Origin of the sequence: Streptomyces sp. NPDC050704 (assembly GCF_040654355.1) — a bacterium.
Taxonomy (GTDB): Bacteria; Actinomycetota; Actinomycetes; order Streptomycetales; family Streptomycetaceae; genus Streptomyces.
The window spans coordinates 1-25,322 of the sequence record NZ_JBFAHW010000112.1; the positions used below are offsets into that span (position 1 = coordinate 1).

Annotated in this window: 27 protein-coding genes and 1 pseudogene; 5 read left to right on the plus strand and 23 right to left on the minus strand. The window is 71.5% G+C overall.

Features of this window, described 5'->3' with window-relative positions; all coding sequences use genetic code 11:
* Positions 1 to 57: 57 nt before the first annotated feature.
* Positions 58 to 687: a transglycosylase family protein gene (locus tag AB0I18_RS41270; protein ID WP_363110900.1), complete on the minus strand. Its 630-nt coding sequence runs from the start codon at positions 685 to 687 to the stop codon at positions 58 to 60.
* A gap of 550 nt (positions 688 to 1,237) precedes the next feature.
* On the opposite strand from AB0I18_RS41270, the gene AB0I18_RS41275 reads away from it, so the two are divergent.
* A complete protein-coding gene (locus AB0I18_RS41275) occupies positions 1,238 to 2,014 on the plus strand; it encodes a hypothetical protein (protein WP_363110901.1) in 777 nt (258 codons plus the stop codon).
* Between the two features lie 101 nt (positions 2,015 to 2,115).
* Positions 2,116 to 2,580, plus strand: coding sequence for a hypothetical protein (locus tag AB0I18_RS41280; RefSeq protein ID WP_363110902.1), 465 nt, complete (start codon positions 2,116 to 2,118; stop codon positions 2,578 to 2,580).
* 104 nt (positions 2,581 to 2,684) lie between these two features.
* Here the strand turns inward: AB0I18_RS41280 and der are convergent, their stop codons facing one another.
* The 12 genes and pseudogenes from der to aroH all read right to left on the minus strand — a co-directional run bounded on the left by der (position 2,685) and on the right by aroH (position 12,826).
* Entirely contained in the window at positions 2,685 to 4,157 is a 1,473-nt protein-coding gene (gene der, locus AB0I18_RS41285; RefSeq protein WP_363110903.1) for a ribosome biogenesis GTPase Der, read from the minus strand.
* Positions 4,158 to 4,230: 73 nt separating this feature from the next.
* Complete coding sequence (locus AB0I18_RS41290; protein ID WP_363110904.1) at positions 4,231 to 4,932, minus strand: lysophospholipid acyltransferase family protein; 702 nt, start codon at positions 4,930 to 4,932, stop codon at positions 4,231 to 4,233.
* Positions 4,890 to 5,585 (minus strand): (d)CMP kinase, encoded by a 696-nt coding sequence (gene cmk / locus AB0I18_RS41295; protein ID WP_363110905.1) that lies wholly within the window; start codon positions 5,583 to 5,585, stop codon positions 4,890 to 4,892. Before cmk ends, AB0I18_RS41290 begins: the two co-directional genes overlap by 43 nt.
* A gap of 112 nt (positions 5,586 to 5,697) precedes the next feature.
* Entirely contained in the window at positions 5,698 to 6,858 is a 1,161-nt protein-coding gene (locus AB0I18_RS41300; RefSeq protein WP_363110906.1) for a hypothetical protein, read from the minus strand.
* A 58-nt stretch (positions 6,859 to 6,916) separates the two neighbouring features.
* Positions 6,917 to 7,684 carry a PP2C family serine/threonine-protein phosphatase gene (locus AB0I18_RS41305; protein WP_363110907.1) on the minus strand — a complete coding sequence of 256 codons (768 nt, stop codon included), beginning with the start codon at positions 7,682 to 7,684 and terminating at the stop codon, positions 6,917 to 6,919.
* A gap of 40 nt (positions 7,685 to 7,724) precedes the next feature.
* Complete coding sequence (locus AB0I18_RS41310) at positions 7,725 to 8,489, minus strand: hypothetical protein (protein ID WP_363110908.1); 765 nt, start codon at positions 8,487 to 8,489, stop codon at positions 7,725 to 7,727.
* Positions 8,490 to 8,520: 31 nt separating this feature from the next.
* On the minus strand, positions 8,521 to 9,408 hold the full coding sequence (locus AB0I18_RS41315; protein ID WP_363110909.1) for a hypothetical protein: 888 nt from the start codon (positions 9,406 to 9,408) through the stop codon (positions 8,521 to 8,523).
* A gap of 127 nt (positions 9,409 to 9,535) precedes the next feature.
* Positions 9,536 to 9,931 carry a hypothetical protein gene (locus AB0I18_RS41320; protein WP_363110910.1) on the minus strand — a complete coding sequence of 132 codons (396 nt, stop codon included), beginning with the start codon at positions 9,929 to 9,931 and terminating at the stop codon, positions 9,536 to 9,538.
* Between the two features lie 49 nt (positions 9,932 to 9,980).
* Positions 9,981 to 11,006, minus strand: a complete 1,026-nt coding sequence (locus tag AB0I18_RS41325) for a serine/threonine-protein kinase (RefSeq protein ID WP_363110911.1) — start codon at positions 11,004 to 11,006, stop codon at positions 9,981 to 9,983.
* 148 nt (positions 11,007 to 11,154) lie between these two features.
* A pseudogene (locus tag AB0I18_RS41330) lies at positions 11,155 to 11,280 on the minus strand (prephenate dehydrogenase); the annotation flags it as partial.
* Between the two features lie 101 nt (positions 11,281 to 11,381).
* The gene (locus AB0I18_RS41335; RefSeq protein ID WP_363110912.1) at positions 11,382 to 12,467 is read right to left on the minus strand and encodes a prephenate dehydrogenase; all 1,086 of its coding nucleotides are present in this window, start codon (positions 12,465 to 12,467) and stop codon (positions 11,382 to 11,384) included.
* Entirely contained in the window at positions 12,464 to 12,826 is a 363-nt protein-coding gene (gene aroH, locus AB0I18_RS41340; RefSeq protein ID WP_363110913.1) for a chorismate mutase, read from the minus strand. The genes AB0I18_RS41335 and aroH overlap by 4 nt, the downstream gene beginning before the upstream one ends.
* A 323-nt stretch (positions 12,827 to 13,149) precedes the next feature.
* Between aroH and AB0I18_RS41345 the strand changes: the two genes are divergently transcribed.
* The 3 genes from AB0I18_RS41345 (at position 13,150) to AB0I18_RS41355 (ending at position 14,910) form a co-directional block, all read left to right on the plus strand.
* Complete coding sequence (locus tag AB0I18_RS41345; protein WP_363110914.1) at positions 13,150 to 13,830, plus strand: hypothetical protein; 681 nt, start codon at positions 13,150 to 13,152, stop codon at positions 13,828 to 13,830.
* A gap of 85 nt (positions 13,831 to 13,915) precedes the next feature.
* Entirely contained in the window at positions 13,916 to 14,500 is a 585-nt protein-coding gene (locus tag AB0I18_RS41350) for a DUF6529 family protein (RefSeq protein ID WP_363110915.1), read from the plus strand.
* A complete protein-coding gene (locus tag AB0I18_RS41355) occupies positions 14,497 to 14,910 on the plus strand; it encodes a Rieske (2Fe-2S) protein (RefSeq protein ID WP_363110916.1) in 414 nt (137 codons plus the stop codon). Before AB0I18_RS41350 ends, AB0I18_RS41355 begins: the two co-directional genes overlap by 4 nt.
* A gap of 17 nt (positions 14,911 to 14,927) precedes the next feature.
* Here the strand turns inward: AB0I18_RS41355 and AB0I18_RS41360 are convergent, their stop codons facing one another.
* From AB0I18_RS41360 to AB0I18_RS41405, 10 genes are all read right to left on the minus strand, one after another.
* A complete protein-coding gene (locus AB0I18_RS41360; RefSeq protein WP_363110927.1) occupies positions 14,928 to 15,950 on the minus strand; it encodes an ADP-ribosylglycohydrolase family protein in 1,023 nt (340 codons plus the stop codon).
* Positions 15,947 to 16,732 (minus strand): NUDIX domain-containing protein, encoded by a 786-nt coding sequence (locus tag AB0I18_RS41365; protein WP_363110917.1) that lies wholly within the window; start codon positions 16,730 to 16,732, stop codon positions 15,947 to 15,949. Before AB0I18_RS41365 ends, AB0I18_RS41360 begins: the two co-directional genes overlap by 4 nt.
* An 81-nt stretch (positions 16,733 to 16,813) precedes the next feature.
* Entirely contained in the window at positions 16,814 to 18,244 is a 1,431-nt protein-coding gene (locus tag AB0I18_RS41370) for an MFS transporter (RefSeq protein ID WP_363110918.1), read from the minus strand.
* 24 nt (positions 18,245 to 18,268) lie between these two features.
* Positions 18,269 to 18,898, minus strand: coding sequence for a TIGR03086 family metal-binding protein (locus tag AB0I18_RS41375; RefSeq protein ID WP_363110919.1), 630 nt, complete (start codon positions 18,896 to 18,898; stop codon positions 18,269 to 18,271).
* On the minus strand, positions 18,895 to 19,860 hold the full coding sequence (locus AB0I18_RS41380; RefSeq protein WP_363110920.1) for a sigma-70 family RNA polymerase sigma factor: 966 nt from the start codon (positions 19,858 to 19,860) through the stop codon (positions 18,895 to 18,897). Before AB0I18_RS41380 ends, AB0I18_RS41375 begins: the two co-directional genes overlap by 4 nt.
* A 101-nt stretch (positions 19,861 to 19,961) precedes the next feature.
* The gene (locus tag AB0I18_RS41385; protein ID WP_363110921.1) at positions 19,962 to 21,227 is read right to left on the minus strand and encodes a pseudouridine synthase; all 1,266 of its coding nucleotides are present in this window, start codon (positions 21,225 to 21,227) and stop codon (positions 19,962 to 19,964) included.
* Complete coding sequence (gene scpB / locus AB0I18_RS41390) at positions 21,227 to 21,883, minus strand: SMC-Scp complex subunit ScpB (RefSeq protein WP_363110922.1); 657 nt, start codon at positions 21,881 to 21,883, stop codon at positions 21,227 to 21,229. The genes AB0I18_RS41385 and scpB overlap by 1 nt, the downstream gene beginning before the upstream one ends.
* A complete protein-coding gene (locus AB0I18_RS41395) occupies positions 21,880 to 23,358 on the minus strand; it encodes a segregation/condensation protein A (RefSeq protein ID WP_363110923.1) in 1,479 nt (492 codons plus the stop codon). Before AB0I18_RS41395 ends, scpB begins: the two co-directional genes overlap by 4 nt.
* An 18-nt stretch (positions 23,359 to 23,376) precedes the next feature.
* The gene (locus tag AB0I18_RS41400) at positions 23,377 to 23,943 is read right to left on the minus strand and encodes a hypothetical protein (RefSeq protein WP_363110924.1); all 567 of its coding nucleotides are present in this window, start codon (positions 23,941 to 23,943) and stop codon (positions 23,377 to 23,379) included.
* Complete coding sequence (locus tag AB0I18_RS41405; protein WP_363110925.1) at positions 23,928 to 25,055, minus strand: ParA family protein; 1,128 nt, start codon at positions 25,053 to 25,055, stop codon at positions 23,928 to 23,930. The genes AB0I18_RS41400 and AB0I18_RS41405 overlap by 16 nt, the downstream gene beginning before the upstream one ends.
* Between the last annotated feature and the right edge of the window lie 267 nt (positions 25,056 to 25,322).

Sequence of the window (25,322 nt, forward strand, 5' to 3'; positions counted from 1 at the left end):
CCACCCGGTCGGAGGACCGGGTGGGGCCCCTGCGCCCGAGGGCAAGCGGAGTTCCGCTCAGAGCTCCAGTCGCTGCCCGGGGACGATCGCGTCCGGATCCCCGCCGATGACGGCCTTGTTGGCGGCGTAGATCCGCTGCCAGCTGGTCCCGTGCCGCGCCGCGATGCCGCTCAGCGTGTCGCCGCTGCGGACGGTGTAGTCGCCGCGGGACGAGTCGCGCCCGGTGTGGCCCGTCGAACGTGCCGGCGCCTTCGACGGCTTCGACGGGGCTGCCTTGGTGGTGGGCGAGTCGGGCGTGGACGCCGCGGGAGCGCTGCCGGACGCACCCGCGCGTGCCGAACAGGTGGGCCAGGCGCCCCATCCCTGCCCGCGCTGCACCTTGGTGGCGACAGCGATCTGCTGCGCCTTGGAGGCCTTGTCGGCGGTCGACGCGTAGGCCGTACCGCCGTACGCGCGCCAGGTGCCGGCGGAGAACTGGAGTCCTCCGTAGTAGCCGTTTCCGGTGTTGATGTGCCAGTTCCCGCCGCTCTCGCACTGGGCGATGCGGTCCCACACTCCGCCGTCCGCCGCCGCGGCGTTGCCGGTCGCGGCGAGCAGTCCGAGCGGAGCGATCAGTGCCGCCCCTGCGAGGACCGCCGTCGTACGAGTCGTACGAGCCTTCCGAGTGTTATCGGCACAATCGGACATGTATTTCCCTCTCGAAGGACCCGGGGTCCCCCAAGGCGGCACGGAACTCCCCCGCGCTTCGACGCGGTCGTCCCGCTCCGCCCCGTCCGTCGGCGGTGGTGCGACTGCTGGTACTGCTGGCTGGCTGTGGTGCGGCCGGCGGACGTACCCGAGCGGTGCTCGTTGCACACGGCGGAGGAATGTAGAGAGGCAAGGGGTCCGATATCAACCAACTCCTTGTCATTCCAGGCCAGTTAGCCGTTACCGGGAGTATCGGCGATTTTCAGCCACCCGCTTCATTCGCTGATTTCAGGATTTGTCGACCAACGGACCTGACGATCTGTGACGCGGCTCACGGGATCAACTTCCTTGGAAATCCGAGAAGTTGACGCGGAGTAACAGATTCCGCGACCGGGTTCACCCTGCGCGCCGGATGGTTCGATTCCGTTCGCTTTCGAGCGTGACTCCGGCCACAGATCGTCCGTTGTCTTCTTCATGAGCCGGGAACCCATCCGGTTCATGGCCCGGGAGCCACCCGGCCACGCCACGCACCGCATCCCGAGGAGCCCCCGTGCCGCGCATGCTCGACGTCAGCGACGACGTACGCGCCGAGATCGGCGACGAAGAAGCCGACCGGCTGCTCGCCGGAGAGAACGCCCCGGGCAGTTACGACTGCACGTCCTGCCGCACCCAGGGCGACTCCGAACAGGAGCGCACCAGCACCGTCCTGTTCATCGGCGACGAGACGGCCGTACTCGCCTTCGCCCACGCCACCTGCCTGCCCTCACAGATCGTCCAGGTCACCGAGGAGCAGCTGCAGGGCGCCGTCCGTTCCATCACCGGCGACCAGCGCCCGGCCGAGGCCCTGCCCCAGCAGGCCGTCCTCGGCGTCACCAGCGGACTGGTCATGCTCGGCGGCGAGTTGCACCCCGCGCTCGTCGTCGAACCGACCGCGCCCATCGCCCGGCCCGGCACGACGGGAGGCGGCGGCGACGACTTCCTGCCGCTCCTCATCGAGCAGGGCTTCATGCCGCTGCCCCAGCTCACCGAGGTGCCTCCGGTGCTGCACGGCTGGTCCGTGCTGCTCGCCGTGGGCCAGCTGCACGCCGTCCTGCAGCCCGGCTCCGGCGGCGGCTCGCCCGTCGCCTGGTGGCAGGCCCACCAGCCGCTCCAGGTCACGGACAGCTGGCGGGCGGCCGCCAACAAGCACCAGCAGGTGCTGCTGTTCGCGGCCCCGGTCGGCTCGATCGGCCGCCAGCCGCGGGAGGACCTGCTGCGCGACGCCCTCGACAAGGCCGCGGCCAACGGCAAGCTGGTGGCGAGCGCGATGCCGCTGGCCGGTACCTGAGCGTGAGCCCCGGGCCCTGACTGCGCCGGGGCACTCCCGATGAGCTGCGAAAGCGGACAAGTCGGCCGCATCCGAAGGGCGGCGGCGTCGTTGGCACGTACGTGCACACCTACGACGCCTCCCGCCGCCTGCCGTACACGTCCTCGGTCCCGGCGATGAGGCCGGGCCCGGAGACCGCGGGCGCCCATTCGGCCACCCCGATCTACGACTCGCTCTACTCGGAGTACCGCAGGACGTTCCGGACCCTGCCGGGCGACCGCAACGGCGAGGAGGAGTTCGGCTTCATGGCCTTCGGGGCCAGTCCGCAGAGTGTGGGCCTGCACAGCGGGGGCCTGCACGGTACGGGCCTGCACAGCACGGGCTCGTACCACTCGGGCTCGTACAACCCGGGTTCGCACGCACCGGGTTCGTACGGCATGCGGCAGGGCGCCGGGCAGCAGCAGACCGGGCACGCGGCAGCGCACCACGGTCAGACCGCGACGAGCGTCTGGCAGCCGGTCGCACGGATGCACGCCACCGGTCTGGTCCCGGCGGCGCTGCCGCCCGGACCGCGCCGGGAACGCTGACGCACCTGGGCACAGGACATGGGAGAGGGCCACCCGCACACCGCGGGTGGCCCTCTCCCATGGCTGTATGTCCTGGCAGGGCGCCCGGCCGGGCGCCCGCCGCGTCACTTCTTCTTGCCGCGCTTCTCGCGCACACGCACCGAGATGTGGATGGGCGTGCCCTCGAAGCCGAACTCCTCGCGCAGCCGGCGCTCCACGAAGCGGCGGTAGCCGTGCTCGATGAAGCCCGAGGAGAAGAGCACGAACCGCGGCGGCTTCGTGCCCGCCTGTGTGCCGAAGAGGATGCGCGGCTGCTTGCCGCCGCGGATCGGGTGCGGGTGCGCGGCGACCAGCTCACCGAGGAAGGCGTTCAGGCGGCCCGTCGGAACACGCGCCTCCCAGCCCGCCAGCGCGGCCTCGATCGCCGGGACCAGCTTCTCCATGTGCCGGCCCGTACGCGCCGAGACGTTGACCCGCGGGGCCCACGCCACCTGGAGGAGCTCGGTCTCGATCTCCCGCTCCAGGTAGTAGCGGCGCTCCTCGTCGAGGTTGTCCCACTTGTTGAAGGCGAGGACGATCGCGCGGCCCGCGTCCACGGCCATGGTCACGATGCGCTGGTCCTGGACGCTGATGGGCTCGGTGGCGTCGATCAGGATGACCGCGACCTCCGCCTTCTCGACGGCGGCGGCGGTGCGCAGCGAGGCGTAGTAGTCCGCGCCCTGCTGGAGGTGGACGCGCTTGCGGATACCGGCCGTGTCGACGAACTTCCAGGTGACGCCGCCGAGCTCGATCAGCTCGTCGACCGGGTCACGGGTGGTGCCCGCGACCTCGTTGACGACCACGCGGTCCTCGTTCGCCACCTTGTTCAGCAGGGACGACTTGCCGACGTTCGGGCGGCCGATGAGTGCGATCCGGCGGGGGCCGCCGAGCGCGACACCGAAGGTCTGTGCCGGAGCGTCGGGCAGCGCCTCCAGGACGGCGTCCAGCATGTCGCCGGTGCCGCGGCCGTGCAGGGCGGAGACGGGGTGCGGCTCGCCGAGGCCGAGGGACCAGAGGTACGAGGCGTCCGCCTCGCCGCTCAGGCCGTCGACCTTGTTGGCGCACAGGACGACGGGCTTGCCGGCCTTGCGCAGGAGCCGTACGACCGCCTCGTCGGTGTCCGTGGCGCCGACCTTGGCGTCCACGACGAAGACGACCGCGTCGGCCGCCTCGATCGCGTACTCGGCCTGGGCGGCGACGGACGCGTCGATGCCGAGGACGTCCTGCTCCCAGCCGCCGGTGTCGACGAGCTTGAAGCGGCGGCCCGCCCACTCGGCCTCGTAGGTGACGCGGTCGCGGGTGACGCCCGGCTTGTCCTCGACGACGGCCTCGCGGCGGCCGATGATGCGGTTCACCAGGGTCGACTTGCCGACATTCGGCCGGCCGACGACGGCGAGGACCGGAAGCGGGCCGTGACCGGCCTCGCCGAGGGCGCCCTCGACATCCTCGACGTCGAAGCCCTCTACCGCGGCGAGCTCCATGAACTCCGCGTACTCGGCATCGCCAAGTGCCCCGTGCTCGTGCTCAGCCGAGCCGTCGGGCTGGATGTGGTCGTTCATGAAGTCCGTACCTCGTTCATCGTGGTGGTCGGTGGAACACCTCGTATGGGGTGATCCACTACTCAAGTGTCTCTTAGCGCCCCGTAAGGCGCCTGGCGTTTTCCAGGTGCGCGGTGAGCTGCTTCTGGATGCGCACGGTCGCCTCGTCGAGTGCCGTGCGCGTACGCCGTCCGCTGCCGTCGCCCGCCTCGAAGGGGTCGCCGAAGACGACGTCGACCCGGCTGCGCAGCGGGGGCAGCCCCTTTATCAACCGTCCGCGCTTCTCTGTGCTTCCCAGCACCGCGACCGGGACGATCGGCGCTCCGCTGCGGACCGCGAAGTACGAGAGCCCGGCGCGCAGCGAGGCGAAGTCGCCCTCGCCGCGGGTGCCCTCGGGGAAGATCCCGAGGACGCCGCCGTTCTCCAGGACGCCCAGTGCCCGGGTGATCGCGGTGCGGTCGGCGATCGAACGGTCCACCTGCACCTGCCCGACGGCGTGCATGAAGGGGGCGAGCGGGCCGACGAACGCCTCCTTCTTGACCAGGAAGTGCGACGGCCGGGGCGCCACGCCGATGACCATCGGACCGTCGATGATGTGGGAGTGGTTGACCGCGAAGATCACCGGGCCGGTCGCGGGGACCTTCCAAGCGCCCAGGACGCGCGGCTTCCAGAATCCGTACATCAGGCCGACCCCGATGCGGCGGCCGACCTCGGCGCCCCGCGCGGAAGGCGCTTGCGGGGAGGATGCCTGCGTCACTCCGCGGCCCGCTTCTCCTCGACGAGGGTGACGACGCACTCGATGACCTGCTGGAGCGTGAGGTCGGAGGTGTCCACCTCGACCGCGTCGGCCGCCTTCGCGAGCGGCGAGGCCTTGCGGCTGGAGTCGGCCGCGTCCCGCTTCAGCAGCGCCTCGCGGGTCGTGTGCAGGTCGGCGCCCTTGAGCTCACCGCTACGGCGGGCGGCGCGGGCCTCCGGGGAGGCGGTGAGGAAGATCTTCAGGTCGGCGTCGGGCAGCACGGTCGTACCGATGTCCCGGCCCTCGACCACGATGCCGTCCTCGGCCGCCGAGGCGATCGAGCGCTGCAGCTCGGTGATGCGGGCCCGCACCTCGGGCACGGCGCTGACCGCGCTCACCTTGGAGGTGACCTCCTGGGTGCGGATCGGGGCCGCGACATCCGTGCCGTCGACCGTGATGGCGGGCGCCGACGGGTCCGTACCGGACACGATGTCGGGCTTGCCTGCCGCGGCCGCGATCGCGGAGGGGTCGGTGATGTCGATCCCGTTGTTCACCATCCACCAGGTGATCGCCCGGTACTGCGCGCCGGTGTCCAGGTAGCTCAGGCCGAGCTGCGTGGCGACGGCCTTCGAGGTGCTCGACTTGCCCGTGCCGGAGGGACCGTCGATGGCGACAATCACGGCCTGGGCGGTCCGGGCGGCGGTGGTTTCCACGGGTGCGGGCACCTTCCTGGTACGGGGTGGTGGGCTGGTACGGGGACGATCGCGCCCCGAACAAGGTTACTGGCTCCCCGGCTCCCGTTTTACGGACCCCGCGGCGCCCCGGTCACGCGCCGTTCGCCTTCGCCACGACGATCACCAGCAGCAGGATCGCCAACACGACGGCCAGGCCGATCGCGAGGGCCCGCGTGCCGCTCGGCGGCCGGGTCTGCGGCACGGCCGCCACCGTGTCGTTGAACACGTCGTGCCCGGTGACCGCGGCCCGCGCGCACCAGGGGCAGAGAGTCAGATGGGAGCCGTAGCTGTGTCGTGGCCGGTCCGGGCAGAGCTGGGCCCGGCGGCGTTCCTCGTCCAGGGCGCGCAGCCACTCCTGTGCCTGGGGCCGGGCGGCGGGGTCGGTCACGCCGGGCCCGAAGGCGCGCTGGGCGAGCGTGAGCAGCGCGGGCGGCAGGATCGTGGGGTCGATGACTCCGCGCGGGATGACGACACAGCCCGGCTTGGCGACGTACGAGCGGCTGGCGGCGATGTTGTCCTTGACCGTCGTCTCGGACTCGCTGTCGTGCGGTACGCCGCCGAAGGGGTGGTTCCCGGCGGTCAGCAGCTGGTAGATCAGCACCGCGAGTGCGAAGTCGTCGCTCTGCCGGGTGGCCGGGCCGCCCGCCAGGCGTTCCGGGGAGGCGTAGTCGGCGGTCTGCATCAGACAGGGGAACTCCTCGCGCGTCGCCGGGTCGGTGAAGGCGATGGAGTCGCAGTCGAGGAAGGTGACGAAGCCGTTGCCGTCGACCACCACGTTGTTGCTGGAGAAGTCACCGACGACCAGCCCCTCGTGGTGCATCCGCGCGGTCATGAAGGCGAGGTTCCAGCCGACGCCGAGCATGAACCGCCAGTCGGTCCGCTCGGGGAACAGCCGCAGCCGCTGGGCACGAGTGAAGAGGCCGACGAGCTGGACGTGCCCGGGCTCGCCGAACCGGCGCATCGCGTAGCCGAGGAACTCCCCCTCGGGGCCGCGCGCCACGGCGGTGGGCCAGGCCAGTTCGGGCGGCTGGCCGGGTCCTATGGGGCGGCCGCCGAGCGGGGTCATGGTCAGCATGCGTTCCAGGCGGCGCTCCTGCTCGGCGCCCGGCGGCTCGCGGTAGAGCTTGACCACGATGTGGTCGTGGCCCGCGACCGGGAAGACGGTCGCCTGGCCGCCGCCCTTGATGGCCTGCGGGCCGAGCAGCACGCGCGCGCCGTTGAGGTGGACGCCGGGTCCCGTCGAGTCCGTCATGTACCTGATCCTGTATCTGATCCTGTCGAGTCCTTCATGTTCCGGCTCATCTTCCGGCTCATGTCCTGACCGCCCGCAGCAGTGTCTTGTCGTCGCCGTTGAGGGCGGTGAGCCGGTCGGAGCGGAGCAGCGCCGCCAGGTCGTCCTCGTCCACCTCGGGGTCGGCGCCCGGGGCGTCCAGCGACCGGAGGACCGCCGAGGTGAAGGAGGCGTTGGGCACCGGTGGCCGCCCGCCCAGCGCGGCCTGCGCGAGCCCGTCGGTGGAGAGCAGCACCCCGTCGACCCCGTCGTCGAGGACACAGGCGGTGCTCAGCCGCTCCTCGGCGCCGGGCGAGGTCAGGAACACCGTCTCGTTGCTGTACTCGCTGACGGCCGCGGGCTGCGGCAGCAGATGGAACCGCGGCTCCCCGTCGGGTGCCCGCCCCGCCCGCAGTACGACGAAGCCGTCGCCGACCGAGAGATGGCCGATCCAGGCCGGGGTGAGGACCACCACGGTGAGCGTGGTGGCGAAGTCGTACGCCTCGCCGCCCGTGCGGTGCAGGAACTCCTTGCAGACCCCGCGGAAGGCCTCCGCCAGCAGTGTGCCCACGGCCGCGCCGGGCGGGCAGGAGTGGGCGGCCCGGCGGGCGAAGTGGTCCGTGGCCAGGTCGACCGCGAGCCGGGACCCCTCGTCGGAGCGGCTGCGGCTGCCCGCGCCGTCCGCGACCGCGAGGACGGTGACGGCACCCGACACGGCATGCCCCCAGGCGTCCTGGCACGGCACGCCGGTCTGCCGGTGCCGGTAGCCCTCGACGCTCAGCCCGTGGACCCGCCAGTTCGCGCTCACCCGTGCACCCCGCTCATCCCCCCTCACCCGGCCACCCCGCTCAGACTTCCCAGGCCGGACGCTGCGTCCTGAACTGGGCGAAGATCTTCTCGAAGACCTCGTCGCCGGCGCCCCGCTGCTCGGCGTTGGCGCTGGCCGACATCATCTGGAGCAGCTCGCGGAACGGGAAGCCGTGCAGCCGGGCGTTGAAGGTGGGCGCGAGGGCCCTGAGCACCTGCTCGCCCATGTCGGAGATGTCGCCGATCCCGATCGCGTACAGCCGGTACTTCCGGGCCTGCTGGTCGTCGGTGAGCATCGGCACCAGGCGCTGCCAGGCGTTGGTCCAGTGGCCGGTGCCGTCGGTGGGCAGTCCGTCGGTGACCAGGCAGATCTGGGGCCGGTAGTACTGCAGGCCGGAGGCGCGCAGCTCGGCCTTGCGGGCGGCGACGATGCGTACGGACAGTTCGAGGGCCTCGGTGAGCAGGGTGACGCCGGCCGCGCCGAGGACCGGGGCCTGGAAGGCGTGCGCGGGCACGAAGGGGCTCACGGGGGCCTGCGGGGGCAGCGGCTGGGCCCCTCTCCAGGCGCAGACGCCCTGTCCGCCGAAGGTGACCACGGCGACCTCGACGCTGTAGCTGAGGCTGACGTCGTCGTGGAGTTCGCGGGTCCAGGCGTGCAGCGCGTCGTTGAGGTGCTGTATGGGCGCGCCCGTCATGGAGCTGGAGGTGTCGAGGCAGAGCACCAACGGGAGGCGCTGCGCGTTGTTCTCGAATTCGATGTCCGCGTAGGTCGCGGGGAGCGTCTTGGGCTGCCGTTCGTTGCGCATCGGAATCTCCGCGGGGCAGGTGGTCCGGTGGTCAGGTGTGGTCGTCCGCGGCTCGCCGGTGGGGGCGGCGCGGGAGGGCGATCAGGACGTCGGGGTCACCCGGCGTCCCCGCGGGGTCCGCCACGTCGACCAGGGCGCCGGGATCGGGCGGCTGGGCGTCGGCGTCGGACCACTCGGCCCGGTAGAGGCAGTGGTCGAGCTCGACGTACCCCTGGGGGCGGAGCGGGGTGCGTACGGCGGCCGTGCGCCTCGGGGTGCCGGGTTCGCCGGGACGCGCGGGTTGCGAGGGCCGGGGTGACGCGCGGTGGCGCGGCCCGGCAGCGGGCCCCTGTCCGGCCACGGCCGGGGCGGGGCTCACCCGGGTGCGGCGGACGGCCAGGGCGAGCAGGGCGACGAGCAGGAGGAGGGCGGCGGCCGCGCCGGCGGTGAGCCACGTCAGGAGGCCGCTGCCCTTGGAGTCGTCGTCGAGGGGCCCGGCGAACTCACCCCTGATGAGGTCCCGGCCTCTGGCGCTCCCGTCCGTCAGTCGCTTGACGGCGTCCTCGCACGGCTTCGAGCAGGCGGGCGAGGCCAGGAGAATCCTGCCGGTCTCCGGGGACAGGCCGCTCACCTCACTGTCCTGGCCCACCTTTCGCTTGTCCGCGAGGACGAACAGGACAGTGCCGCCTATGCCCGTGGTGACGGAGTCGGCGACCGAGACGGTGAGCCTGGCGTGCCGGTCCGCCTGCCGGAGCGCGTCCTCGCCTTCCTTGCCGAGGGGCAGCCGTTTGTCGATGGTCAGGGGCAGCGGCTTGCCGGGCTCCGACTGCGCCCAGCAGAGAACCTCGTTGTCGGGGCACTCCTCTGCGACAGCAGTGACGGCGGGGACCAGATGGAACACCGTGACGAAAAAGGCGATGAGCAGGATTCCGCGACCCATGACACCCCCGTTCGGGCGCAGGAAAAGCACATCGCATATTAGAGGCGAATATCGGCCCGGCGGATAGCTGTCGGGAGATTTCGTAGCCGTTCGTAGCGGACTGGGCCCTGCTTATGAAATCCCTGTTCTAGAAATGGAACACCTCCTGGCACCTGGTGAACATCTGACGCGCCCGTTCCGCCCAGTCACCGGCCAGCCGGTCGAAGTCCTGCGGTGCCATGCGGCTGGTGAGCGGAAGAACGCAGACTCCGGCGAGGCAGGGATGCGGGCCGCGGACGTCCCAGACGGAGAGCATGGGGATCAGTTGTTCGGTATTCCACGCATTGGCCGCGGCGGCGGCCTGAGCCAGCTGATCCTCCCGCAGAACATGACCGTCCGTCATGAAGGCGACGAGCAATTGGCTGGTGGTCATGAAACGGATGGTGACCACACGGCCGGTTTCGGGAACGGCGAATTCCAGAGTGACGGACGTGGAATCCGAGGTGGCGGACCGGGCGCGGCTGCGGCCGGCCCAGCTCTCCACCAGCTGTCTCCAGTTGGCACCCACTTCGGGCATCGGTCCTGAGGTGGCCTCAGCGCGCACCGCGGCCCACCGCCTCCACGACCATGGACCCGGTCAGCCCGGCGTCGAGCAGTGCCTGCGCGTGCAGCCGCAGACAGGAGGGGACGGGTTCCGGGAGCCGCGGCCCGGAGCCGGGAGTGGAGTCCGGAGTGGAGTCGGGGCCCGGGACCCGGGACGCGAGGTCCTTGACCCGGGCCCGGATGGCCTCCGAGACCGTCGGCGGCGGCCAGTCGGCGGCGTCCCCGACGCCGGTGAGGAACTCCCGCAGCAGGACGTCGAGTCGAGGGCGGTCCTCGGGCTGCCGGGCCAGGCAGCGGGCGAGGACGCCGCGCAGCGCGTCCGGTACGTCGTCCAGTACGGGCGGGCCGTCGAGGACCCGGTAGATCACACCGCCGGCGTCCCCGAAGGGAGAGTGCCCGGTAGCCGCGAAGACGAGTACACCGGCCAGCGAGAAGACGTCGCTCGGCGGACCGACCGGCTTGGCCGTCAACTGCTCGGGCGACATGTAGTGCGGCGTGCCCATGGTGATCCCGGGCTGGGTGAGCTTGGCCGAGCCCGCCATCAGGGAGATTCCGAAGTCGATGACCCGGGGTCCGTCCGCGGCCAGCAGCACGTTGGCGGGCTTGAGGTCGCGGTGCACCACCTTCCCGGCGTGGATGGCCTGGAGCGCCTCGACCAGGCCGGCACCCAGCACCCGCACCTGCGCCTCGGTGAAGGGGCCGGCCGCGCGGACCGCCTCCGAGAGCGCCGGGCCGGGTACGTACACGGTCGCGAGCCAGGGCGGGTCGCCCTGCGGATCGGCGTCGACGACCGCCGCGGTGAAGGCACCGCCCACCGCCCGCGCGGCCGCCACCTCACGGGCGAACCGCTCCCGGAACTCAGGGTCGGACGCGAACTCCTGCCGCACCACCTTGACCGCCACGGCCCGTCCGCCCGGCGACCGGGCGAGATACACCCACCCCATGCCGCCCGACCCGAGCCGCCCCACGATGCGATACGACCCCACCCGCAGGGGATCACTCACCGGTGTCCTCACGCCGCCCACCTCATTCGCGCGCAGAGATACCGAGTGTCCCCCGAACCAGCCCACTCCGACGGCCCGTTCGACCACATCTACGGCCGAATCGCACACCCCCGCCCGGCCGAATCCCGCACCCCGCCCCCGACTCCGGGCCCCCCGCCCCCTACTGCCGGATCGACCAGCCCCGCTCCCGCAACGAAGCCGTCAACACCGGCGCCGCCGACGGCTTCACCATCAGCTCCACCAAGCCCGCCTGCTGCCCGGTCGCGTGTTCGATGCGTACGACCGATCCTCGACGCCGACCTCGCACCGCTCGGCGCCGGGGCGCCTCCCGGGCTTCGGCACGGCTGCGGCGGCCTCCGACCGCCGACACCGGGACCCACCGGCCCCTTACTGCCGGATCGACCAGCCCCGCTCCCGCAACGACGCCGTCAACACCGGCACCGCCGACGGCTTCACCATCAGCTCCACCAAGCCCGCCTGCTGCCCGGTGGCATGTTCGATGCGTACGTCCTCGATGTTGACGCCCGCGCGGCCCGCGTCGGCGAAGATGCGGGCGAGCTGGCCCGGCTGGTCGTCGATGAGGACGACGACGCTCTCGTACGTGGTCGGGGCCGCACCGTGCTTGCCGGGGACGCGGACCTGGCCGGCGTTGCCGCGGCGCAGGACGTCCTCGATGCCGGTGGCGCCCTCGCGGCGCTTGGCCTCGTCGGAGGACTGGAGGGCGCGCAGGGCCTGCACGGTCTCCTCCAGGTCGGCGGAGACGTCCGCGAGGAGGTCGGCGACCGGGCCGGGGTTCGCGGACAGGATGTCGATCCACATCCGCGGGTCGGAGGCGGCGATCCGGGTCACGTCGCGGATGCCCTGGCCGCAGAGGCGTACGGCCGCCTCCTCGGCGTTCTCCAGGCGCGCGGCGACCATGCTGGACACCAGGTGCGGCATGTGCGAGACGAGGGCGACCGCGCGGTCGTGGGCGTCGGCGTCCATGACGACCGGTACGGCACGGCAGTGCGAGACCAGCTCCAACGCGAGGTTGAGCACCTCGGTGTCGGTGTCCCGGGTCGGCGTCAGCACCCAGGGGCGCCCCTCGAAGAGGTCACCGGTCGCGGCCAGCGGGCCGGACTTCTCGCGGCCCGACATGGGGTGCGAACCGATGTACGCGGACAGGTCGAGCCCCAGCGACTCCAGTTCGCGGCGCGGCCCGCCCTTGACGCTGGCCACGTCGAGGTAGCCGCGCGCCACCCCGCGCCGCATCGCGTCGGCGAGCGACGCGGCCACGTGCGCGGGCGGCGCCGCGATGATCGCGAGGTCGACCGGGCCCGCGGGTTCCTCGTCGGTGCCGGCCCCCAGCGCGGCCGCCGTACGGGCCTGCTCCGGGTCGTGGTCGGAGAGGTGCACGACCACGCCGCGCTTGGACAGCGCCAGCGCGGCCGACGTACCGATGAGTCCGGTGCCGATGACGAGCGCGGTTCTCACTGGGCGATGTCCTTGCGGAGTTCGCCCGCGGCACCGAGGTAGACGTGCGCGATGTCGGAGCGGGGCAGATCGGACTCGATGTGCGCGAGGACCCGTACGACTCGGGGCATCGCGCCCGCGATGTCCAGCTCCTGCGCACAGATCAGCGGTACGTCCACGATGCCGAGCTTGCGCGCGGCGGCCGCCGGGAAGTCGCTGTGCAGGTCGGGCGTCGCCGTGAACCAGATGCTGATCAGGTCGTCGGTGGTCAGCGAGTTCCGCTCAAGGATGGCGGTGAGCAGCTCGCTGACCTGCTCGTCCATGTGCCCGGCCTCGTCCCGCTCCAGCTGGACGGCGCCCCGGACCGCTCGTACCGCCACGGTGAAACTCCTTGCTGATGTACGTATCGGCTCTGGTACATCCAGCCTAGTCAGCCCCCGCCGGCCGGGGACGCGCCGCCCGCCTGCCGAGACGCCCACCGCCCGCCCCGAGGCGCTTGGAGCGTGCCGATGTCACCACCGATGCCATCACCAACGTCACCCGAACCGCCCCTCCTCGCCACTTGGAGTGAGAGCGCAAGGGCGCCTTTAGGTAAGATAGTCCGTAAATTTCCGCGAAGTCGCTCCTGTGCGCCTCTGGACGCAGGGGCCGCGGGTCCGCTTGCATGGTGAGGCTGTCCGCGCCACGCCTCGGGGGAGGCAAGATGAAGCGTTCCGGACCACTTTTCACGCTCCTTGCGGGACTGCTGCTCGCCCTGTTCATGCTGTCGCTCAACGCGACCACAGGGACGCGCAGTACGTCGGTAGGGAGCGACACGCCACCCGACACCTCGTCTCCGAGCCCGAAACCCACGGCGACGGCGACGGCCACGCCGGAGAAGCCGTCGCGGTCACCGTCTCCCAGCCCGTCGAAGACCGCCCTGCCCACCGGCGACTACGCGGGCCGCACCGACGACGACTCCTCCGCCGTCGCGGTCACCCTGCGCGACGGCAAGGCGGTCGCGTACTTCTGCGACGGCCGGGACCAGGAGTCATGGCTGAAGGGTGACGTGAAGGACGACGGCAGCATGCGGCTCACCAGCCAGAAGGGCGACGTGCTGACCGCCGAACTGACCGGCAGGCGAATCCGCGGCACCGTGGACATGGGGCAGCGGGAGTACGGCTTCACGGCCGACAAGGCCCTCAAGCCCTCCGGCCTGTACCGGGCGACCGAGACCGTGCGCGGCGCCAAGGTCGACGGCGGCTGGATCGTCCTTCCCAACGGCCGCCAGGTCGGCATCCTCAAGCGCGACGACAAGCCCGCGGCCGCACCCCCGATCGACCCCGAGACCGGCGCCGTGACGGTCGACGGACAGCAGCTCACCGCCCGGCCCGTGACTCCGTAATTCCGCGCCACACACAACTCCGTGATCTACGTGATCTTCCCGCTCCGCCCCTTGCCCCATCACCCGTGACCGCAGGGAGCCGACCATGACCGTGGACCCGAACGCCGCCACCCAGGGCTTCCCCACGCCCGACCCCGCCCACCGCCGCCCGGGCGCGGCCCGCTATCTCGTACCGGCCCTGGTCGCCGGAGCGGTCGCGGTCGGCCTCGGCGTGTACGGAAAGGCGCACGACCCGGAGGGCACCGCCTTCAACCTCGCGGGCTTCAACAGCACGGGCGCGGTCAAGTCCTGGATGGCCACGGCGGCGATGGGCTTCGCGGTCGTGCAGTTCGTGTCGGCCCTCATGGTGTACGGGCGGCTGCCGGGCCCGAGCTGGTCGGGGGTCCTGCACCGCTGGTCGGGGCGGATCGCGTTCCTCGTCGCGGTACCGGTCGCCGTGCACTGTTTGTACGCGTTGGGCTATCAGACGTACGAACCGCGCGTCTTGTGGCACTCTGCCCTGGGTTGCTTCTTCTTCGGGGCCTTCAGTGCCAAGATGCTGCTGCTCCGCTCGGAGCGACTCCCCGGCTGGACCCTGCCCGTGGTCGGCGGGCTCGTCTTCGCCGCACTCACGGTGGTCTGGCTGACCTCCGCCCTCTGGTTCTTCCGCACGTTCGGAGTGACGACATGACCCATGGCTCGACGCGGCGCACGGTTATCGCGGCAGGAGCGGCCGCGCTGCTCGCGGGCTGCAGCGAATACGGGGACGAGAACGACGAGGGCGGCGCGGAGTCGCCCACCGAGGGCGGCGCCGGCGGGGAACTCGCCAAGACCGCCGACATCCCGGTCGGCGGCGGCAAGATCTTCAAGGACGAGAAGGTCGTCGTCACCCAGCCCGAGCAGGGCGACTTCAAGGCCTTCTCAGCGGTCTGCACCCACGCGCGTTGCACGGTCGCCAACGTCTCGGACGGCACGATCAACTGCACCTGCCACGGCAGCAAGTTCCGCGTCGCGGACGCCTCGGTGGCCGACGGCCCGGCGACGAAGCCCCTCCCCGCGCGGCAGATCACGGTCACCGGAGACTCGATCAGCCTGGCCTGACCCGGCAGGCCCCGGGGTCAGGCGTCCCAGAGCGCGCCCAGCGCCGTCAGGTCGCCCCGGTACTCGATCCTGTCGGCCCACTCCGTAGGCCATGCGTCGGCACCGAGGTACGCCCCCGCGAAGGCGCCGGCGAGGCACGCGATCGAGTCCGAGTCGCCCGAGGTGCAGGCCCCCCGGCGCAGGGCGGTCAGGGGCTCGTCGACGAAGAGCAGGAAGCACAGCAGACCGGTGGCGAGCGCCTCCTCGGCGATCCAGCCGGCGCCGGTGGCCAGACACGGGTCCGTCTCGGGCGACGGTGACCGCAGGGCCCGCTGAAGCCGGTCCAGGACCTCCAGGCACTCGTCCCAGCCCCGCGAGATGAAGTGCGTCGGTGTGGGGTCCTGGGCGCGGGTCCACAGGTCGCCGAGCCACTGCTCGTGATAGCGCGTCCGGTTGTCGTACGCGTACGAGCGCAGCAGTCCGACGAGCCCGGTCGGCTCGGCCCCCTGCGCGAGCAGGCGCACGGCGTGCGCGGTGAGGTCGGACGCGGCGAGCGCCGTCGGGTGGCCGTGGGTGAGCGCGGCCTGCAACTGGGCGGCCCCCGCGCGCTGTTCGTCACTCAGCCCCGGGACGAGTCCGACGGGTGCGACACGCATGTTGGCACCGCAGCCCTTGGAATCGACCTGGCTGGCGTCCTGCCAGAGCCGGTCCTCCCGCTTCAGCTTCTCGCAGGCGACCATGCACGTGCGCCCGGGCGCACGGTTGTTGTCCGGCGACTGGTACCAGTCCACGAACTCCTCGCGTACCGGCCGCTCCATCCGCTTGGGTGCCAGCAGCCCCCGGTCCGTCGCCGTCCGCAGCCCCCGCCCCAGGGCCAGCGTCATCTGCGTGTCGTCCGTGACGTACGCGGGGTCCGGCAGCCGCATCTCCCGCCAGGGGCCGAACTTGGCGAGGATCGACGGCACGTCGTTGAACTCGGTCGGGAATCCGAGCGCGTCCCCGAGGGCGAGCCCGGTCAACGCCCCTGAGGCGGCCCGCTTCTTGACGGTGGTGGTCATCAGGATCGTCCTTCCGGGGACGGAGAGAGGGAGAGGGACGCAGGCGTGGAGAGTGACGCGGGCACCGGCCGCAGCAGCGGCGGATGCAACGCGGTCGCGGGACCCGCGCGATACAGCGCCGCGGGCTTGCCCCGGCCACCCGTCAGCCGCGCCGCACCGGGGACCTGTTCGACGAACCCGGGCGTGGCAAGGACCTTGCGCCGGAAGTTCGGCCGGTCCAGCACCGTGCCCCACACCGTCTCGTAGACGTGCTGAAGCTCTCCGAGCGTGAACTCGGGCGGGCAGAACGCCGTGGCGAGACAGGTGTATTCGAGCTTGGCTCCGACGCGTTCATGGGCGTCGGCGAGGATCCGGTCGTGGTCGAAGGCGAGCGGATCGAGCCCGTCGTACGGCAGCCACCGGGCGCTCGCCGCGTCCCCGCCGCCCCGCGGCTCGGGAGGGTCGGGCAGCAGCGCGGTGTACGCCACGGAGACGACCCGCATCCGGGGATCGCGGTCCGGCTCGCTGTACGTCCGCAACTGCTCCAGATGCAGCCCCGAGACGTCCGAAAGACCGGTCTCCTCGGCGAGTTCGCGCCGGGCCGCCGTCTCGGCCGACTCCTCGGGCAGCACGAAGCCGCCGGGCAGTGCCCAGCGGCCCGCGTACGGCTCCTGTCCGCGCTCGATGAGCAGCACCTGGAGAGTGCCCGCACGGACGGTGAAAACGGCCAGGTCGACGGTGACGGCGAAGGGTTCGAAGGCGTGCTTGTCGTAGCCCTCGGGTGCGGTTCCTTCTGCTGCGGTCACGCCGCCCACCCCCTTAATAGTCACTACGACTATAAAGAGGTGGGCGGCCAATGACAACCCCTCAACTCGCGCCCCGGGACGTCAACTCCCGTCCTTGGACGGCGCGAACACCGCCACCATCGCCCCGGCCGCCGAGGCCGCGGCCGAGACCCACAGCGCCGGGGCGCACCCGTCGATGAAGCTCTCGGCCGAGTCGTAGCCCCCGTACCGGACGAACACGGCCGCGGCGACGGCGACTCCGAAGACCCCGCCCAGCTCACGCATCGCGTTGTTGACGCCCGCAGCGACGCCCACGTCTGCGGGCGGCACCGACGCGGTCACGGCGTTCGCGGCGGTGGGGAAGACCATGGAGATGCCGATTCCGGCGATGACCAGCGGCACGACCAGTCGGTCGTAGCTGACGCCGGGCTCCACTTGCCAGGCCATCAGCCCGAGGCCGACCGCCTGGAGAACGAGCCCCCCGAGCATGAACGGCCGGTTCCCGAACCGGTCCGCGAGCGCGCCCGCGAGCGGCGCCACGAGCAGTGGCATTCCGGTCCACACCAGAATCCGTACGCCCGCCTCCAACGGGGAGTTGCCCAGGCCGACCTGGAAGAGCTGCGAGATCATGAACAGCGCGCCGAGCAGCGACATGAACATCAGGAAGATCGCGCCGTTGGCGGTGGAGAAGCCGCGCCGCCGGAAGTGCCCGAGCGGCAGCATCGGGTACTTCGCCCCCGACCGCTCCCAGCCGAGGAAGGCCACCACGAACACGGCCCCGACGGCCAGCGCGCCCAGCACCTCCGCGCTCCCCCAGCCGGCCTCCGGCGCCCGCACCGGCGCCCAGGCGAGCCCGGTCAGGCCGACGGCCGCCAGCACCAGTCCCACGATGTCCAGTTGGGGCCGCGGCCCGTAGCTCTCGCGCAGTTTCAGCGCGGCGAGCGGAAGCATCACGAGCCCCAGGGGCACGTTCAGCCAGAAGATCCACTGCCAGGACAGACCGTCCGTGACGGCCCCGCCCAGCACCGGTCCCGCGGCCACCCCGAGCCCGCTCACACCACCCCACAGGCCGATCGCCACACCCCGCTTCTCGGCCGGGAAGGCTTCGCTGATCAGGGTCAGTGTGAGGGGCAGCAGTACGGCCGCTCCGGCGCCCTGCACCGCCCGTGCGGCGATGAGTTCACCGGCGCCGCCGGCGAGCGCGGCCCATGCGGAGGCCAGGGTGAAGACGGCGAGTCCGACGACGTACATCCGCCGCCGCCCGAACCGGTCGCCGAGCGCCGCGCCCGTCAGGGTCAGACAGGCGAAGACGAGGTTGTACGCGTTGATGGTCCACTCCAGTTCGGAGAGGCTCGCGCCGAAGTCGGCCTGCAGCGCGGGCAGCGCGGTGGCGACGACCACCACGTCCAGCGCGCACAGGAGCGCCCCCAGCCCGGCGAGACCCACCGTCCAGGCGCGCCGTGGGGGCGCGGCGGCGGGTGGTTTGCGGGCGGGGGCGACCAGATTTCCTGCGAGGTCAGCGATGTCAGCCATGAGGGACGGGTCCTTCCGTGAGAGTCACTCACGGAAGGCAGACCGGCCCCGCCCCGAAAAGGAATCGCGCCCGAGGAACGCGACGAGCCGGTCGGAGGCACCGGCCCGGGGCAGCACGCCGACCGGCTCGGCGAAGCGCACCCCCCGGTCCTCGTCCGCGACCACACACCGCGCCACGGACAGCAGCTCGACCGCGAGCCCGGACGGGATCGGCCGCGGCCGACCGCAGGCCTGCGCCACGTCCCAGCCGTGCACGGCGATCTCGACGGCGCCGGCGGCGGCCATCACGCGCACGTCCATCGGCCGGTCCGCCACGGTCACCGAGCGCCCCTCCCCGGACCGCCCGTCGCCGGCCAGGGCCACCCAGGCGCCGAGCAGCGCGCAGGCCCGCCGCCGGAAGTCGCACGCGGGGTCCGCACGGCCGGCCACCCCCGGGAAGAGACCGATCCGCCCACCGGTCATCCCCTCGTGCAGCGCGTCGAGACCGTCGTCGAGATGGCCGAGCAACTCCCCGAGGTCCCACCGCGCGCACGGCGTGGCCCGCCCCAGACTCCCGGGTACGACATCGGCGACACTTCCCAGCGCGTACGCGAGCGAACGCTCCAGCAGCTCCCCGTAGTCCGGCTCCTCGTAGTTCGCCTCGCCCGTGGTCACGACAGCACCTCCGGCATCCCGAAACGCCCGACCGATTCCGCATCCGCGTCCAGGAAGACGGTGATCCGTGCGATCTCCCCGCCCTCGAAGGTGAGGACCTGCACCGAGTGCGGCCGATGCACACCGTCCGCACCTCGTACGTACGCCACCGCGGCCGGCTGCCCGTTCGCGCGTGTGGGGATCATCCTCATACGTCCCTTCTCGTGATCGCGTGCCTCCAGGAACCGCAGTACGTCCTTGCGCCCGCTGAACCACTCCAGGTAGGGCGGCATCTCCAGTTCGACGCCTTCCTGGAGGAGCCCGAGCAGCGCGTTCATGTCGGCCTCCTCGAAGGCGGCCATGTACCGGTCGAGCACCGCACGGTCCCCGGCGCCCTCGGGCTCGACCACGAGGTCCTCGTCCGGGGCCACCTCGTCGAGCCGGGCACGCGCGCGCTGGAGGGTGCTTTTGACCGCCGCCGTCGAGGTCCCGAGCAGCGCGGCGACCTCGGACGCCCGCCAGGCCAGTACGTCCCGCAGGAGCAGTACGGCCCGCTGCCGCGCGGGCAGGTGCTGCAGCGCGGCGACGAGCGCGAGCCGCAGACTTCCCCGCGCCGCCACGACGGTCGCCGGGTCGACCAGCGCGTCGGGCAGCGGCTGCAGCCAGGGCACGTCCGTGGCCGAGGCTCTCAGCGGCCCCTCAGGCGCCTGGGAGGGCGCCCCGAGCCCCGAGGGCAGCGGACGGCGCACACGGCTCTCCAGCGCCGTCAGACACGTGTTGGTGGCGATCCTGTGGAGCCAGGTGCGCAGCGAGGCGCGGCCCTCGTATCCGTCGTACGACCGCCAGGCCCGCAGATACGTCTCCTGCACCAGGTCCTCGGCGTCGTCGACCGACCCCAGCATCCGGTAGCAGTGCGCCAGCAGCTCCCGTCGGTACGGATCCGTCAGCCGTACGAACTCGTCGCGGTCCGTCGTCGCAGCCATCCCCGCTCCTCTCGTCCACCGGTACAGACCGGCGGGGAGCCGAAAACGCATCGGCCGGTCCCGGGGCAATCCCGGAACCGGCCGTAGGACAGACGGGCGCTCTAGAGGTCGACCTCGCGCATGAGCATGCCGACCTCGGTGTTCGACAGCCGGCGCAGCCAGCCCGACTTCTGGTCGCCGAGGGTGATCGGCCCGAAGGAGACCCGCACGAGCTTGTCGACCGGGAAGCCGGCTTCGGCGAGCATGCGCCGCACGATGTGCTTGCGGCCCTCGTGGAGGGTCACCTCTACGAGGTAGTTCTTGCCGGTCTGCTCGACGACCCGGAAGTGGTCCGCACGCGCGTACCCGTCCTCCAGTTGGATGCCGTCCTTGAGCTGCTTGCCCAGGTCGCGCGGGATCGGGCCCACGATGTGCGCGAGGTAGACCTTCTTCACGCCGTACTTGGGATGGGTCAGCCGGTGGGCCAGCTCACCGTGGTTGGTGAGGAGGATGACGCCCTCGGTCTCGGTGTCCAGCCGGCCGACGTGGAAGAGCCGCGTCTCGCGGTTCGTCACGTAGTCGCCGAGGCACTGCCGGCCCTCGTTGTCCTCCATCGTCGAGACGACGCCTGCGGGCTTGTTCAGCGAGAAGAACTGGTACGACTGCGTGGCCACGGTCAGCCCGTCGACCTTGATCTCGTCGTGCTCGGGGTCGACGCGCAGCCCCTGCTCCACCACGATCTCGCCGTTGACCTCGACGCGCGACTGCTCGATCAGCTCCTCGCAGGTCCGCCGGGAACCGTAGCCCGCACGCGCGAGGATCTTCTGGAGCCGCTCGCCCTCCTGCTCGGCGCCCGGGAACGTCTTGGGCAGCCTGACGTCCTTCTTTTCGGCGTACCGCTCCCGGTTGCGCTCCTCGGCCCGCGCGTCGTACTCGCGAGAGGTCGCCGGAACCCAGCGCCCTCGTCCGGTGCCGAGGTGGCCCTTCTTGGGCCCGCCCTTGGCGCCGCCGCGCGCGGAGGCACCGCGCCCGGACTTCGGCCCTTCGTGGGACGGGGTGGGGCCTACGTCGTACCGGCGCTCCTCGGGGCGCGGATTGGCGGCGCGCTTCGGCTTGTCGTCGCGCCCTCCCGCGCCCCTCGGCTGGGAGCCGTCCCCACCGGCGCCCCTGGAGTTGCCGGCCCCGCCGGTCCCCCTGGGGTTGCCGCCCCCGCCCGTCCCACGGGAGCCGCCGCCCCCACCGGCGCCACGGGAGTTCCCGCCGCCACCGGAACCACGCGGGTTACCGCCACCACCGGAACCACGGGAGTTGCCGCCTCCGCCGGCCCCGCGGGGATTACCGCGCCCGTTGTTCCTGCCACTGCCGCTGCCACTGCCACTGCTTCGCATCAAAGTTCCGTCGTCGTCGTGTCGTCTGCATCTGCATCCGGTGCATCCGGATCGAACGACGGGACCCCTTCCAGCGTCTCGGCCTCGATCGCGTCCGCCTCGGGAAGGAAGGGCGCGAGCTCCGGGAGCTCGTCCAGGCCTCGCAGGCCCATTCGCTCCAGGAAGTAGTTCGTCGTCCTGTACAGGATCGCACCTGTTTCGGGTTCCGCGCCCGCCTCCTCGACCAGACCGCGCTGCAGGAGGGTCCGCATCACGCCGTCACAGTTCACTCCGCGGACCGCCGAGACCCGCGAACGGCTCACCGGCTGGCGGTACGCGACCACCGCCAGCGTCTCCAGAGCGGCCTGGGTGAGCCGGGCCTGCTGGCCGTCCAGCACGAATCGCTCGACCGCCGCCGCGTACTCGGGCCGGCTGTAGAACCGCCAGCCGCCGGCGATGAGCCGCAGCTCGAATCCGCGCCCCTGCACGGTGTACTCGTCGGCCAGCGCACGCAGGGCGTCCGCGATGTGCCGCCGCGGCCGCTCCAGTATCTTCGCGAGGTACTCCACGGTCGCGGGCTCGTCCACGACCATGAGCACGGCCTCCAGGGCGGGCCTGAGGTCGAGGTCCGCGACGGTCGGCGGCCCCGCCGGGGCCTCGGTGGTCTCCTCGCTCACGCCTTCTCCTCCTGGGCTTCCTTGGCTTCCTTTGCTTCGGATTCCACGGCTTCGGATTCGACGAGGGGCGGCCGGTCGAACTCGTCCGTCACCATCGGCCGCGCGTCCCCGTCCCCGCCCGTCCAGCGCACCATCAGCTCCCCCAGGGCCTCCTCCTGGTCCAGGGCGACCGCCTTCTCGCGGTAGAGCTCCAGCAGGGCCAGGAACCGCGCCACGACGGTGAGGGTGTCGTCGGTGTCCTCGACGAGCGAGCGGAAGCTGGCCTCGCCCAGCTCCCGCAGCCGCGCCATCACGATCTCGGCCTGCTCCCGCACGCTGACGAGCGGTGCGTGGATGTGGTCGACGTACACCTGCGGCTTCGGCTTCGGCTGCATCGCCTTCACGGCGAGCCTGGCGAATCCTTCCGCCCCGATGCGGATGACGACTTCGGGGAGCAGTTCGGCGTGGTGCGGCTCAAGGCCGACGGTACGGGGATAGCGCCGGGCCTCCTCTTCGAGGCGGCGGTTGAAGATGTCGGCGATCTGCTTGTAGGCGCGGTACTGCAGCAGTCGCGCGAAGAGCAGGTCCCGGGCTTCGAGGAGGGCCAGGTCGGCCTCGTCCTCGACCTCGGCGGAGGGCAGCAGCCGGGCGGCCTTCAGATCGAGCAGGGTCGCCGCCACGACCAGGAACTCGGTCGTCTGGTCAAGGTCCCAGTCCGGCCCCATCGCCCGGATGTGCGCCATGAACTCGTCGGTCACCCGCGACAGCGCCACTTCCGTGACGTCCATCTTGTGCTTGGAGATCAGCTGGAGCAGCAGATCGAAGGGCCCCTCGAAGTTCGACAGCCGAACTTTGAAGACCCCGTCACCGGCCTCAGCGGAATCCTGAGACTCGGCAGAGGCCGCGGACCCGGCCGAAACTGCGGGTTCGGCGGAAGCCCCGGGTTCCGCCGGAACCGCGGGCTCGGCGGAATCCCCGGGTCCGGCGGAAGCCGTTGGTTCGCCAAGAACCGCAGACTCGACAGAAGCCGCGGGTTCGGCGGAGACCCCGGGCTCAGCGGAAGCCTCGGGCTCGGCAAGAACCGCAGACTCGGCGGAAGCCCAGGGCTCGGCGGAAATCTCGGCCTTAGCAAAAACCTCGGGTTCGCCGACAGCCTCGGGGTCGGCCGGAACCTCGCGCTCGGCCTCCGGCTCCGCCGCAGGCGGCTCGACCTCCACCGGAGGTGCGGGTACCGGATCGGGCTCGGGCTCCGCCTCCGCAGGCGGCAAAACCTCCACCCCAGGCGCGGGCACCGGTTCAGACTCGAGCTCCGCCTCCGCAGGCGGCAAAACCTCCACTGGAGGTGCGGGCACCGGTTCAGGCTCGGGCTCCGCCTCCGCAGGCGGCAGGACCTCCGCCGGAGGCTCGGGCGGAGGTGCCGACCCGGGGCCCCGCCCCAGCGCACGCCGGCGCCCGGCGGAGCCGCCGGCGGAGGCAGGGGCGTCGTTCGAGGTCATAGCCGTCGCAGGCTACCGCTACCGCCCGCGAAGCCGTCGGACGAGAATGCTCGCGTCTCCCCGGGATTCGAGATCCGCCAGCACGACGGCGACCGCCTCACGGACGATCCGCCCCCGGTCCACCGCGAGCCCGTGCTCCCCGCGGAGCACCAGCCGGGCGTGCTCCAGATCCATGAGCTCCTCGGCGGACACGTACACGGTGATCTTCTCGTCGTGCCGTTCCCGACCGCTGGGCCGCCGCCCGCCGCCGCCGCGCCCGCGCTTTCGCGACTGCTGCGCGGTGGCAGAACCTTCCTGCTGCTCCGGGCGCCGCCCGGAGCGCTCCGCGGCGGCGGACCGACTGCGGGACTCCCCGTCGGAGGAGTCGGCGTCGGCGGCGACATGTTCGTCGCCCTCGCCGTCGCCGCCCTGGACGGGCACCGACTGCGGCCCGGCCTCCCCGGCGGCGGCGTCGCTCTCGCCCGCCGGAGCCGGCACCCGGGCCTCGCCGTTGGCCTGGCGCCGGGGGCTGGATGCCTGGAGCGCCATTCCCCCCGTCGTACGGAACAGTTCGTCGGCCCCCGGCAGACTCACTCGGCGTGACACCGGGCGAGCACCTCCCTGGCGAGCTGGCGATAGGCGGCGGCACCGACGGAGTTGGAGGCGTACGTCGTGATCGGCTCACCGGCGACCGTGGTCTCCGGGAAGCGTACGGTCCGGCCGATCACCGTGTGGTAGACGTGATCGTCGAACGCCTCGACCACGCGCGCGAGCACCTCACGGCTGTGCACCGTCCGCGAGTCGTACATCGTGGCGAGGATGCCGTCGAGTTCCAGTTCCGGGTTGAGCCGCTCCTGGACCTTCTCGATGGTCTCGGTGAGCAACGCCACGCCACGGAGGGCGAAGAACTCGCACTCGAGCGGCACGATCACCTTGTGCGCCGCCGTGAGGGCGTTCACGGTGAGCAGACCCAGCGAGGGCTGACAGTCGATCACGATGTAGTCGTAGTCGGCCATCAGCGGCTTCAGGGCGCGCTGCAGCGTGGACTCGCGCGCGACCTCGGACACCAGTTGGACCTCGGCGGCCGACAGGTCGATGTTGCTGGGCAGCAGGTCCATGTTCGGAACCGCCGTCTTCAGGAGCACCTCGTCGGCTGCCATGCCCCGCTCCATGAGCAGGTTGTAGACGGTGAGGTCGAGCTCCATCGGATTGACGCCCAGACCCACGGACAGTGCGCCCTGCGGGTCGAAGTCGACGAGCAGGACCCGGCGTCCGTACTCGGCGAGCGCGGCACCCAGGTTGATGGTCGACGTCGTCTTGCCCACGCCGCCCTTCTGGTTGCACATCGCGATGATCTTGGCGGGTCCGTGGTCGGTCAGTGGACCCGGAATCGGGAAGTACGGCAGCGGGCGTCCGGTCGGGCCGATGCGCTCACGGCGCTGACGGGCCGCGTCGGGCGCGAGCGTGGCCGCGTACTCCGGATCTGGCTCGTACTCGGCGTCGGGGTCGTAGAAATGCCCCTCGGGCAGGTCGTCGTAGTCGGCGAAGTGGGTGCGGTTCTCGCCACTTCCGTTGCCGGCCATGGCGTTCACGTGATGGCCATCCATGCTCTGGTGTGCTGTCTGAGCCAGCTTCGGACTCTGGTGGGCTGCGAAGGTGCGCACAGCAACGGAGCCGACAGCCTCGAGCCCCGTGGGCCTTGAGCCCTGCGCAGGCATTCCTGGTTGACCACCCCCGGGAGTAAATGTCGACTCATTCACAAGTCGTCTTACCTCCTTGGTGACCAGGAAACTTCTAGATAGGTCAGCGTGGCACCATGCCGACGGTTGGCGACTCTATGGCGTGTCACCGCTCCGCAGCAACACAATCCGCCGGACCCGGCCCGATGTGTCGGCAACGGAACACCCCTCTGTCAAGGGCGTAAGGGCGTCGCACGGCAGGTTTCCCGGGTGTGCGAAACGGTTAAAGGGTTACGTTCGAGGCGA

Coding starts and splice junctions, on each gene's coding strand:
- AB0I18_RS41370 (WP_363110918.1), bottom strand. CDS start 18,244: ATGGCTGACATCGCTGACCTCGCAGGAAATCTGGTCGCCCCCGCCCGC.
- AB0I18_RS41270 (WP_363110900.1), bottom strand. CDS start 687: ATGTCCGATTGTGCCGATAACACTCGGAAGGCTCGTACGACTCGTACG.
- AB0I18_RS41350 (WP_363110915.1), top strand. CDS start 13,916: ATGACCGTGGACCCGAACGCCGCCACCCAGGGCTTCCCCACGCCCGAC.
- AB0I18_RS41315 (WP_363110909.1), bottom strand. CDS start 9,408: ATGGGTCGCGGAATCCTGCTCATCGCCTTTTTCGTCACGGTGTTCCAT.
- AB0I18_RS41345 (WP_363110914.1), top strand. CDS start 13,150: ATGAAGCGTTCCGGACCACTTTTCACGCTCCTTGCGGGACTGCTGCTC.
- AB0I18_RS41355 (WP_363110916.1), top strand. CDS start 14,497: ATGACCCATGGCTCGACGCGGCGCACGGTTATCGCGGCAGGAGCGGCC.
- AB0I18_RS41395 (WP_363110923.1), bottom strand. CDS start 23,358: ATGACCTCGAACGACGCCCCTGCCTCCGCCGGCGGCTCCGCCGGGCGC.
- AB0I18_RS41380 (WP_363110920.1), bottom strand. CDS start 19,860: ATGGCTGCGACGACGGACCGCGACGAGTTCGTACGGCTGACGGATCCG.
- AB0I18_RS41300 (WP_363110906.1), bottom strand. CDS start 6,858: ATGACGGACTCGACGGGACCCGGCGTCCACCTCAACGGCGCGCGCGTG.
- AB0I18_RS41310 (WP_363110908.1), bottom strand. CDS start 8,489: ATGCGCAACGAACGGCAGCCCAAGACGCTCCCCGCGACCTACGCGGAC.
- AB0I18_RS41385 (WP_363110921.1), bottom strand. CDS start 21,227: ATGCGAAGCAGTGGCAGTGGCAGCGGCAGTGGCAGGAACAACGGGCGC.
- der (WP_363110903.1), bottom strand. CDS start 4,157: ATGAACGACCACATCCAGCCCGACGGCTCGGCTGAGCACGAGCACGGG.
- AB0I18_RS41405 (WP_363110925.1), bottom strand. CDS start 25,055: ATGCCTGCGCAGGGCTCAAGGCCCACGGGGCTCGAGGCTGTCGGCTCC.